Here is a 10,141-nt window from a genome sequence, read left to right as displayed (position 1 = left end):
CGATCGCATCAGCGTGTTGGTCTACGGCAAGGTGATCGCCACGGGCCGCGCAGCCGACATTCGCAGCAGCCAAGTCGTGCGCGACGCCTACTTGGGGGACGGCGAATGACCCTGTTGAACGTTGAAAACCTGACCGCGCACTACGGCAGCTCGCAAGCGCTGTTCGGCGTTGATCTGCAAATGGCAGAGGGTGAAGTCACCGCGCTGATGGGGCGCAACGGCATGGGGAAATCCACCACCGTCAAAGCGATCTGCCAAATGATTTCTGCCAAAGGAACCCTGACATTTGAGGGCCAAAACCTGCACGCGCTGCCCAGCCACAAGGTCGCGCGTCTTGGCATCGGTTTGGTCCCCGAAGGGCGTCGCTGTTTCGCGCAGCTCACCGTACAGGAAAACCTGATCGCCGCCGCGCGCGCTGGCGATTGGACGCTGCAAACCGTCGCTGATCTTTTCCCGCGCTTGGGCGAACGCGCCGATCAAAGGGCTGGCTCGCTCTCAGGCGGAGAGCAACAAATGCTCGCCATAGGACGCGCGCTCATGACCAACCCGCGCCTGCTGATTTTGGACGAGGCGACAGAGGGCCTCGCCCCCATCGTGCGCCAAGAAATCTGGACCGCTGTGCGCAAATTGAAATCAGAAACCGGCATGGCGATTTTGCTGATTGATAAGTCAATCAAGGAACTCGCCTCTGTCTGCGACAAGGCTGTGATCCTCGCGCGGGGCAAGACGGTTTGGAGCGGTGATATGGGTGACCTCAGCAGCGATATTTCGGAAAAATTCGTCGGCGTTTAGCGCCGCATCAAACAAGGGCTATGTAGTATGACACGCGATTGGGACGACGCATTTGCCAATATGGCGCATATTCCAGGCTCTGAGGCTCTGCCCGAGATCTGGCAAAACGATGCAGCAGCCTATCGCGCCTCTGGCGTCAAAATCGAAGAACTGGCCTATGGCGAACACCCCCGCGAACGCATGGATGTGATCTGGCCAGATGGTCCGTCCAAGGGCATCGCGATCTTTGTGCACGGCGGGTTTTGGATACGGCTCGACAAATCCTATTGGACCCATTTCGCGGAAGGCGCGCGCGCGCAGGGTTGGATCGTCTGCATGCCCAGCTACACGCTCGCCCCCGAGGCGCGGATTAGCGAGATCACCACCCAAATCGGCCGCGCGATCACGAAGGCAGCAACGCTCCACGACGGCCCTATTCGCCTGTCTGGGCATTCCGCTGGCGGGCATTTGGTCAGCCGTATGATCTGCGATGACTCGCCTTTGGACAGCGCCGTTTTGGGGCGGATTGAACGCACCGTTTCCATCAGCGGCTTGCACGATTTGCGCCCGCTTCTGCACACGAAGATGAACGAGGATTTCCGCCTCGATCTGCAAGAAGCCACCATCGAAAGCGCCGCGCTGCATTTGCCAGTGGGGCACCCCGATGTGATCGCTTGGGTCGGCGGGGGCGAGCGACCAGAGTTCATCCGTCAAACGGAATTGCTTGGTATGATGTGGAGCGGGTTAGAGGCCCGCATCCGCGTTGAGATCGAAGGCGCACTCAATCACTTCACCATCCTAGATGGATTGCGCGAGACCAATAGCCCCCTAACCCAAGCGTTTGTGAGTGAGGTTTGAAGAAGACGGGACAAAAAGCCGTATTCTGCGAATGCCAACCAAATATTTATTTACGAGCAATAGTTCTGGCTAACCTGAAACCGGCTAAAGGCGTTGCAAAATCCGATGGGACAGGAAATCTAGAGCTAGGATTTAGAATATAATCAGGTGTAGAAAAAGCTCCGCCTTTAAACATAACATTGGTACAGTCTGATACTTGAAGCGCGGTTCCATCTTGAGGAATCAGGTCTAAATCTTCAGAAAAACAATCCGCGACAAACTCAGCAACATTCCCTATCATATCCCTTATGCCATATTCGTTAGCCTTCGAAATGTTCGTTGATGAGATATTTTCTGAAAAAATGTTATAGCTCGCAGGTCTTTTCATATCCCGCCAAGGAAATTCATGGTTGCTTCCCGAAAAGGCAGCCATTTGCCATTCGGCTTCTGAAGGCAAGCGATAGTTTCGCCCTGAAGAGTGGTTTACCCAATCAATAAAATCTTGAATTTCAACGACTGTGACAGAATGAACTGGTAACAAAGGGTCATCTTGGTTCCCCCGCAAAGGGGCACATCGCCCTGCTGAAATACACCTTGTAAATAGACCAACGCTTATTTCATTTACTGCTAAGCAAAATTCACCGACACTAATTACTCTAGTATTTGCTGTTTTGTCTTCTGCATTTCGGTTAGGCGGCGACTTGATCGCTGTGATGCCTGAAGGCACGCGCACTTCTTCCAAAATATCTGACGAACATGCTGAAGCTATCTCTGATGCAGAAAAGGGAGATCCTAAAACAGAAAACGCTAAAGAGAATATCGGCAAAAAGCTGAAAGGACTAAGAAAACTCACAACTCACCCCAGTCGAGAAAAAGCGCGCTTCTGAAGTTTTTAGGGTCATCTAAGATTTGTCAACGTTAGTCTGCCTATCTATTGTCATCTGAAACCTTCAGCTTTCTGTATTTTTTGCCGCATCACCCCGCCAGCAAACTCTGAAGCCCATTCCAAATCGGCAAGATCGCCCCAAAAATCAGCATACAGGTGATCAATCTTGAAAAGCCGCTTGATGACAGGCGCGCGCTGAGTTTGTCGCCGATCCACAGGCCTGTGAACGCGGGGATCAGGGTGGCGAAACCGATCCATACCGCACCATCTGAATAGAGGTTGAGCGTTTTCAACGATATCAGATGCAGTACCGAAAACATCATGAACATGGCCGTGTTACAGAAGATGAACTTGGGCCGCGTCAAGCCGAGCGCATGGAAATAGGGCGATCCCACAAGGCCCGACAGACCCACCGTGCCATGGGCTACGCCTGCGGCAAATCCAAAGGCGGGCGCGAACCGCGGATCGGCCGGCGCGCTTTTGCGGGTACGGCGGGCCAGATAGCTGAGCACAAACAGCCCCAAGCCGATCTCCAGATACGCATTGCGCACATAGCTGAGCACCAACGCACCTGTGAAGAGGCCAAACACACCCGTTGCGAGAAACTTGGGGAGCACCTCAGAGCGCCGATGCGCGCGGAATTTCCAGAGTTGCCAGATGTTCGTCGCGATCACAGGAACAATCGCAATCGATAAAGCCATGGGCAATGAATGCACCGCCGTCAGCACCGGAATGGCAACCATCGGCATGCCGAACCCCATCGCGCCCTTCACGATGCCGCCCAACAGAAAGGCGCAGATTGCGACGATGGCGATGCTGGGGTCAGACAGAAGATCAATCATTATAGTGCCGTCGTCCTTTGCCCATTTGCGCGCACTCTAGAGGGCGCATTCAGATGTGCAAGGCAGTGCATCAGTACCGTTCGCCCAACAAGCGATAGCACCAAAAGGCCTCTTCAGTTTGAATCGCATGGTTAAGCTGGGCTGGCGAAAATCCTGTGGCGCGGCGCACCGCGCGGCCCATGTGGGATTGATCGGAATAGCCCGCTTCATAGGCAATATCCGCAAGCGGCATATCCTGATTTTTATAAGCGATCTTTTGCAGGCTTTCCATCGCGCTGAAGAATTCCAAAGTGCGCCGTGTTTGCCCGCTGAGCCGTTTGGTGCGCCGCTCAATACTGCGCAGGCTTTGCCCCGCACCTGTCAGCGCAGAGCGCGTGATCATCGAACGGATCCAATCAGAAATCAACGTGGTGCCGCGCCATGTGCTGGCGCGCTGCTGCGCCCAAACAGGGGCGAGGTTGGCACAAAATGCCTCCCACCCGCGCGCGGGCGTTGGTGCATCGGCGAACTCTTCCAACGCAGTATGCAGCGCCATTGGCACCGCCTGATATTCGAGATCACCGCCAAGGCTAAGCCAGGCATCGGGGTATAGTCCAAGCGTGAGCGCCTTGGTTCCAGCAGGGGACCAACTGCTCAGCGGGGTGTCTTGGATCGGCCTAACGCTAACACGCTCCAACGCCGGCGCATCCCGCGCACTGCGCCAATCTTGTCCGGTGGGGAGCACGTGTATCGCCCCCTCCATCAAAAAGGTGACAGGGACCAAAGGCGAAGCTGGAAAATGGTTCAGCCGATCTGCATCACTCAGTTCAACGCCCCGTGTGTCACGATAAATACCCGCCAAAATGAGCCCGGACAGGGCAGCGGGCGGTTGGAACAGTTCAGAGATGGCTGGCATCATCGACCCTTTTGCGTGTCGCAATCGTTCTATCTCAGGACATCTCTAAAACGCGATTAAGGCGCAAGTCACAAAACGAGGAAAATGATCAATGGCGAACATAAAATACTCCGGACCTTTGTCTTTGCGTCTGCGCGCTCTTGCGACAATCAGCAAAATCGCAATCGCCACATCCATGCGCCACGCCGTTGGGCGCAAAATGGCACCGGATTGGGATGCAAATTTCGAAACCGGCATTCGCTTTATCCGTCATCAATTTACGACGGCCATGCGCGGCGGCGATATGGTGCGGGGGCGTTTGCTGTTTGACGCGGTGCAACCTGAAACCGACGATATCTATGAGGTGGACACGCGCGATGCCGAGGGCATCAACGCCATTTGGTATGAACCGAAAACGCGCAAAGGTGACACCGTTATCCTATACCTGCATGGGGGCGGTTACGGGTTTCATGGCGGCGTCAGTGCGCGTTATGCGCAAATGATCGCCCATCACACAGGGCTTCGCCTGTTCGCGCCCGATTATCGTCTAACCCCCGAACACCCCCATCCCGCGCAGGCCGATGATGCCATGGCCGCCTGGGATTATCTGGCGCAAAGCGTCCCTGCAAAACAGGTCGTCGTCCTTGGCGATAGCGCAGGGGGGCATATGACCTTGATGCTGTCCATCGCGCTGCGAGAGCAGAAAAAAGAGCAACCCATGCTCTGCGTCGGGCTTTGCCCCTGGACCGACATTGGGGATCGCGGGGCCAGCATGACCGCGAACGATCAATATGATCTCGTGCAGGGTTGGATGGCCGTCATGTTTGGCAAATGGCTTGATCCCAAAGGCACCTATGGACGCAAGGCCCTGTCCCCGATCAGCTATAATTACGAGGGGTTGGCCCCGCTCTATCTGCAAGCTGGTGGGCGCGAAGTCTTGCGCGATATGGTCATCGATTTCGAGCAGGTTCAAAAGGCACATGGCGCCGATGTCATGCTCGATATCTGGCCCGACATGCCTCACAATTTCCAAGCCTATGACAGTTTGAAAGAGTCTTCGACGCAAGCGTTGCAGAGGATTTGCAAAGCCATCGAAATGCGCGCAGCAGGGCAGGGGCCATTGCCACCTTTGAAAGATATAACCGTTACCTAAATCAAATCTAAATCGCTAAAAACGCCTGCCCGCGACCAGTTACGCGGGCAGATGATTTATCTCGATCTACTCAGTCGCAAAACAGTAAAAGAGCCCCGCACCACCAGAGCGCGGCAGGTGCTGTTCACCGCAGCCGAAGGTGCCGTGCGACGAATTCCAAGACACCATGTTGCGCGCCGTGTTGCCGCCCATGCGATCATGATGCCCGACGATTGCGGACCCCTCAGCGCTGTTGCTTGTCCAGTTGGAACAGGTCGTATCGCCGCCCGCCGTGGAAAAGAAACCCATGGATTCAGAGCCTGTCAGAATGTCATGCTGATTTGGCGGCGTACCACGTCCGTTGATCTTGCCACCCTTTTCATTCAACGCGGTCTCAATGCTGATGAAATTACCGTCAGCACTATGCAATGCATCAATATCTTTCGCGATCATCATACCCATCGCATTATACCACGGGCCGCTCCCGATACGATCGCGCGCATTCACGCCATTGGTGATCTTGAACGGACGCCCGTTCGAGCGATCCACAACCATGCTGGTGCTGAGATAAGCGGCCCAATTCTTGTCTGATCCCGCTGCTGACGCGAGCGCATTGCAATGCGCGTCCGCCCCTTTAAGCCCGCCAAGATTTCCGCCGTCGCCTTTGCTCTCGCTGGTAACAAAGAAGGACATTTGATCGACATCAACTGTCTGCGCACTGCTGAGCGCGGGGCTCGTCGCAGCCAATGAAAGAGCCGCGATAAATGTCCAATGTGTTGTTGATTTGCGCATGAATTTTCCCTTTGCGAAATATGCGCTCTTCCTAACAAGGCTAAGGTATCACAAGGTCTCAACTCCATTCACGTCCATGCGAGCGGTGAAGATATGTTTGCAGAATTCGATCAGCGCCTCGGTTGGCTTCAGTATTGAGGCGCTGATCGAATTGATTGAAACGGAAACGTTAAACGTTACTGGGTCATCTCCACCAAAAGGCTGGCATACACCGCCCAAGCCGCCTGCCAGTTGATCGCCACCTCGTTCGTTGCGTAGCTTTCCACATCATCCACATACATCAACATGGGCGGCTGCCCGACAATCGCGCCCGTCAGCGGATCACCGGCAAGGTTGACCGAATTCGGCCCCCCCGCGATGAAACCCGCAGGCAGTTCAATGCGCCCGGACGACCAAGGGCGGAAATGCGGCGCAACCGTCGCGTTGCGATAAGCACCTGTGATGTAGGTTTGATCAAGCGGGTTCATCGCAAACAGGTAGTGGATCTGACGCTCTGCGTGGCTCAAATAATCGGTCTCGCCGCTGACCTTTGCCCACATCAACCAATGCCAACCCACCGTCGCAAAGACGCTGTTTGACCCCCAATCCAGCTGACTATCATCCGCCTTGGACACGCCCCAAGAGGATCGGTTTTGCGTCACTTTCCAACGATACGACGCCGTGCGCAGCGCGCTGGTCGATGCATCTGCCAGCACCTCGGGCGCATCCACAGTTTGCAACGCCCAAACACCGAGCAGGCCAACCTTGCCCCAATAGGTCGAATAATCATCGGACTTCATCGTCGCAGCGACATCATCAAGCAGCGCCTCTGCTTTGGCAAAATCCGCCGCATTCTGCGTCAGGGCCGCATATGCGGCATAGGCAAAGAAGCGTTCGTCGCGATCCTCCTGATCATCATATGGCCCGCCATATTGATCCCCATCGTAGGTCAAATCGATCATGATCAAATCAGGGTTTTCTTCGAGCCACGCCAAAGCGCGCTCTGCCGCAGCTTGGAATTCACCACCGCGCGTTTGATAGGCACTATCAGGTTGCGCGAGGTAGATCTTCGCCGCCAAAGACATCGCCGCCGCATAGTTGGCAGTTGCCGTTGTCGTCACAGGCATCAGCCATTTTGTGGCTGTATCATCCTCAGGCGTATCGCTCATCATCGGCCATTTGCGCGTGGTCGCCTTGTGATACACCGCACCATCTGCGCGCTGCATTTTATAGAGCCACTCCAATTGACCATCCGCCACGCGCAGCCAATCAGGTACGCCTGCCGCCGTGTTCGCAACGGGCGTCACCGCGTGATCCAAGGCCTCTGGTGCGATCAATCCTGTGAGCAACATCAGCGATACGCTATAGGCGCCATTCACCGAATATTTGCCGTAATCGCCAGCATCGAGCCAGCCCCCGCGCACATCTTGGGTTTGCTCAGGCGCGCCAAACACCTTGGCTGCGGTATCTTGCAAATGCGCTTCGGGGTAGGGGCCATCCGCGCCTTCCGTGATCCAATAAAATGCGCCCCATGCCTCATCGCGCGCTTTGCTCAGCATGCTCTGATCCGGCGTGACACGAAAGGATTTGGTCACCGCTTCCGTGCGCGCGCCCGTGCTCGGCACCGTGAGTTCATAGTCCCCCGCTGGCAACATACCAAGGTTCACGCTGCTCACACGACTGTCCGAAATCGGGGCCGCGCGCGTTGGCATGTTCACAGGGATTTCTTTAACCCCATCAGGACCATTCAACGTCAAAATCGCAGAGGTCAGCGCGCGGGTTTCTTTGTCGTCATGCCACGCAACCAAAACCTCAACCGCCGTGTCAGCCGCATAGCCCAAGGACGACACATGCAAACGCTGAGGCCAAATGCGGTTGTCCTCTTCTGGCCAGACCAAAACGCGGAAATTTGAAAGCGTCACATCATAACCTTCCGCGCCCGCTGTCATGAAGGCAAAACTCGAAATCGTATCTGCCGATTTGGGCATCTGAAACGTCACAGGCCCAGACATATGCGGGATAAACGCTTTGCCATCAGTATCAGATACGCTCATCTGCAGGCTAAGCGCACCATCACTATTGAGCGATGGAACCGCCTGTTCGCCATTCACAATCGGCTGCAATACCGACGTCCCCCAGAGCGGGCGATGCCCCTCGCCAACCGCGACATCAAAGGCAAATTGTTTGCGCCCATATGGCAACGGTTGGTTGAAACCCACCTCCCACATAGACGCATCATTGAAGGGGCCGACGCCGGTATCCTGCATCACCAAAACCGTATCACCGCCCGAGGGCATAATCCGATTCTTGGACCACAAATCTTTCGGAAGCTCTGCAATCGAAAGCGGGATTTCCATCGGCTTTTCGTGCGATTCTGCGTACATGGACGTCCCCCAAATTAGTAAAAGAAAACTCAGAACTATCTGCGAAATCACGGTTTTCATGGTCTCGGCCTCCCTCAGCTCCCATAGCGTGTTTCCATAAGAGTTGACAGAATGAAACCTCTATGTAAACGTTTACTTGCCCGATTGCTTCAATTGCAATCGTTTACACAGCGGTTATGAACCGTGGGGCATGGGAGGAAAATGATGGTTGGATTGAAGGATGTCGCCGCTTTGGCGGGCGTTTCGACCGCGACTGTGTCGCGCGTCATCAATGCCACGTCTCCCGTGAATGTCGAAACGCGCGATGTTGTAGAAAAGGCAATTCGAGATTTGAATTACCGCCCAAATCGCGCGGCCCAGATGCTCAAGATGCAAACCTCACAAACGATTGGCGTCGTTGTGAACCGCTTCGATTCACCCTACTTCGGTGCAATCCTTGAGGGTGTCGATCAAGCCCTACGCGGTGTCGGGTTCAAGACCATCGCAGAGGCCAGTAACGAAACCGAAAAGGGTCAAATCGATGCGCTCGCCTCGCTCAGCGCGCGCCAATGCGAAAGCTTCGTTGTACACGCTGATGCGGTGCAAGAGGACAAGCTGGTCGAGCTGCTCCAACACTACCCAACCGCCGTTGTCGTGAACCGCGAAGTCCCCGGCTATGAGACCCGCTGCGTCAAGCTCGACAACATCAGGGCAGGGGAGAAAGCGGCAGAGCATCTCTTGCAAATGGGCCATACAGATATCGCCACGGTCACAGGTCCGCTCCACCTGAACGAAATTCGTGACCGCCACACTGGCTTTACCAGTACCCTTGAAAAACACGGGCACGCGCTCAATCCCGACCTGATCTATCGCGGCAATCTTAGCCCCAGTGGCGGCTATAGCGCCGTGAACGAATTGCTCGACGCAAACACATCCGCAACCGCTGTTTTCTTTCACAACGACATGATGGCAGCAGGGGGCATGCAAGCCTGTTACGAGCGCGGCGTACACGTGCCCCAAGACCTATCTTTCATCGGTTTCGATGATCTCGATTTTGCACAATTTATGAATCCACCACTCACGACCGTGCGCCAGCCTATGCGCGAAATTGGGGCAGCAGCCGGACAGTTAGCGCATGCGCTGCTCGGGCCTGATTTCGACGCATCAGCCACGCTTCGACCTTTCAAAGCCGATGTCATTGAACGCGCATCGGTCCTGAACAAAACGATCAAAAACTAAGACCATCAAGAGGAGGAAACGAAATGAAGAAGTTTGATATGAGGTCCGCGCTGCTTGGCGCAACGGCCATCACCCTATTGGCCGCGCCGGCAATGGCGCAAGAAATCCGTTTCGACGGCTGGCCTGATTTTGACAGCCACCTAAATGTCGTTATCCCGAAATATGAGGCCGCGACCGACGGCGCCAAAGTCACCTATCAAATGAACAACCACGGCGATCACCACAAAAAGCTGACGACGCAGTTGGCAACGGGTGAAGGCGCAGGTGACGTTGTTGCGGTTGACGTTGGCTTTATCGGTGCCTTTGTGAACGAAGGTGGCTTCGTTAACCTGTCCGAAGAATTCAATGCGAACGAACTTGAAGATCTCTTCGTTGACTACGCATGGCAGCAAGGCCGCGGCACAGACGGTGCGCAATATGCCATGC

General features: G+C 55.1%; 10 protein-coding genes and 1 pseudogene. 6 read left to right on the top strand and 5 right to left on the bottom strand.

The features are described from left to right. The 3 genes and pseudogenes from ABJQ89_RS08960 to ABJQ89_RS08950 all read left to right on the top strand — a co-directional run. Nucleotides 1-109: pseudogene (locus ABJQ89_RS08960) on the top strand (ABC transporter ATP-binding protein); the annotation flags it as partial. Then, nucleotides 106-792, top strand: coding sequence for an ABC transporter ATP-binding protein (locus ABJQ89_RS08955; RefSeq protein WP_348495908.1), 687 nt, complete (start codon nucleotides 106-108; stop codon nucleotides 790-792). The pseudogene ABJQ89_RS08960 and the gene ABJQ89_RS08955, both read left to right, overlap by 4 nt. Nucleotides 793-819: 27 nt before the next feature. Further along, nucleotides 820-1,629, top strand: coding sequence for an alpha/beta hydrolase (locus ABJQ89_RS08950; protein WP_348495907.1), 810 nt, complete (start codon nucleotides 820-822; stop codon nucleotides 1,627-1,629). 46 nt (nucleotides 1,630-1,675) lie between these two features. On the opposite strand, the gene ABJQ89_RS08945 is transcribed toward ABJQ89_RS08950, so the two are convergent. The 3 genes from ABJQ89_RS08945 to ABJQ89_RS08935 all read right to left on the bottom strand — a co-directional run bounded on the left by ABJQ89_RS08945 (nucleotide 1,676) and on the right by ABJQ89_RS08935 (nucleotide 4,231). After that, nucleotides 1,676-2,461 carry an SUMF1/EgtB/PvdO family nonheme iron enzyme gene (locus tag ABJQ89_RS08945; RefSeq protein WP_348495906.1) on the bottom strand — a complete coding sequence of 262 codons (786 nt, stop codon included), beginning with the start codon at nucleotides 2,459-2,461 and terminating at the stop codon, nucleotides 1,676-1,678. Nucleotides 2,462-2,583: 122 nt separating this feature from the next. Further along, complete coding sequence (locus ABJQ89_RS08940) at nucleotides 2,584-3,336, bottom strand: sulfite exporter TauE/SafE family protein (RefSeq protein WP_348495905.1); 753 nt, start codon at nucleotides 3,334-3,336, stop codon at nucleotides 2,584-2,586. 70 nt (nucleotides 3,337-3,406) lie between these two features. Further along, nucleotides 3,407-4,231: a helix-turn-helix domain-containing protein gene (locus ABJQ89_RS08935; protein ID WP_348495904.1), complete on the bottom strand. Its 825-nt coding sequence runs from the start codon at nucleotides 4,229-4,231 to the stop codon at nucleotides 3,407-3,409. A gap of 91 nt (nucleotides 4,232-4,322) precedes the next feature. Between ABJQ89_RS08935 and ABJQ89_RS08930 the strand changes: the two genes are divergently transcribed. Next, nucleotides 4,323-5,363 carry an alpha/beta hydrolase fold domain-containing protein gene (locus tag ABJQ89_RS08930; protein WP_348495903.1) on the top strand — a complete coding sequence of 347 codons (1,041 nt, stop codon included), beginning with the start codon at nucleotides 4,323-4,325 and terminating at the stop codon, nucleotides 5,361-5,363. A gap of 66 nt (nucleotides 5,364-5,429) precedes the next feature. On the opposite strand, the gene ABJQ89_RS08925 is transcribed toward ABJQ89_RS08930, so the two are convergent. Together ABJQ89_RS08925 and ABJQ89_RS08920 are read right to left on the bottom strand one after the other, a co-directional pair. Continuing rightward, nucleotides 5,430-6,134: a hypothetical protein gene (locus ABJQ89_RS08925; protein ID WP_348495902.1), complete on the bottom strand. Its 705-nt coding sequence runs from the start codon at nucleotides 6,132-6,134 to the stop codon at nucleotides 5,430-5,432. Between the two features lie 176 nt (nucleotides 6,135-6,310). Continuing rightward, on the bottom strand, nucleotides 6,311-8,497 hold the full coding sequence (locus tag ABJQ89_RS08920) for a glycoside hydrolase family 9 protein (RefSeq protein WP_348495901.1): 2,187 nt from the start codon (nucleotides 8,495-8,497) through the stop codon (nucleotides 6,311-6,313). Nucleotides 8,498-8,701: 204 nt separating this feature from the next. On the opposite strand from ABJQ89_RS08920, the gene ABJQ89_RS08915 reads away from it, so the two are divergent. Together ABJQ89_RS08915 and ABJQ89_RS08910 are read left to right on the top strand one after the other, a co-directional pair. After that, on the top strand, nucleotides 8,702-9,715 hold the full coding sequence (locus ABJQ89_RS08915; protein ID WP_348495900.1) for a LacI family DNA-binding transcriptional regulator: 1,014 nt from the start codon (nucleotides 8,702-8,704) through the stop codon (nucleotides 9,713-9,715). 23 nt (nucleotides 9,716-9,738) lie between these two features. Next, a partial coding sequence (locus tag ABJQ89_RS08910; RefSeq protein ID WP_348495899.1) for an extracellular solute-binding protein occupies nucleotides 9,739-10,141 on the top strand: 403 nt, incomplete at its 3' end.

The sequence above is a fragment of the Planktotalea sp. genome (genome assembly GCF_039984035.1).
Lineage (GTDB): Bacteria > Pseudomonadota > Alphaproteobacteria > Rhodobacterales > Rhodobacteraceae > Planktotalea.
The sequence above is the reverse complement of the archived record's forward strand: the minus strand, read 5'-3'. Positions and strand labels throughout refer to the sequence as shown.

Excerpts from the sequence above, each read along its gene's own strand:
- ABJQ89_RS08955 (WP_348495908.1), top strand. The coding sequence starts at position 106 with ATGACCCTGTTGAACGTTGAAAACCTGACCGCGCACTACGGCAGCTCG.
- ABJQ89_RS08950 (WP_348495907.1), top strand. The coding sequence starts at position 820 with ATGACACGCGATTGGGACGACGCATTTGCCAATATGGCGCATATTCCA.
- ABJQ89_RS08940 (WP_348495905.1), bottom strand. The coding sequence starts at position 3,336 with ATGATTGATCTTCTGTCTGACCCCAGCATCGCCATCGTCGCAATCTGC.
- ABJQ89_RS08935 (WP_348495904.1), bottom strand. The coding sequence starts at position 4,231 with ATGCCAGCCATCTCTGAACTGTTCCAACCGCCCGCTGCCCTGTCCGGG.
- ABJQ89_RS08930 (WP_348495903.1), top strand. The coding sequence starts at position 4,323 with ATGGCGAACATAAAATACTCCGGACCTTTGTCTTTGCGTCTGCGCGCT.
- ABJQ89_RS08925 (WP_348495902.1), bottom strand. The coding sequence starts at position 6,134 with ATGCGCAAATCAACAACACATTGGACATTTATCGCGGCTCTTTCATTG.
- ABJQ89_RS08920 (WP_348495901.1), bottom strand. The coding sequence starts at position 8,497 with ATGTACGCAGAATCGCACGAAAAGCCGATGGAAATCCCGCTTTCGATT.
- ABJQ89_RS08915 (WP_348495900.1), top strand. The coding sequence starts at position 8,702 with ATGGTTGGATTGAAGGATGTCGCCGCTTTGGCGGGCGTTTCGACCGCG.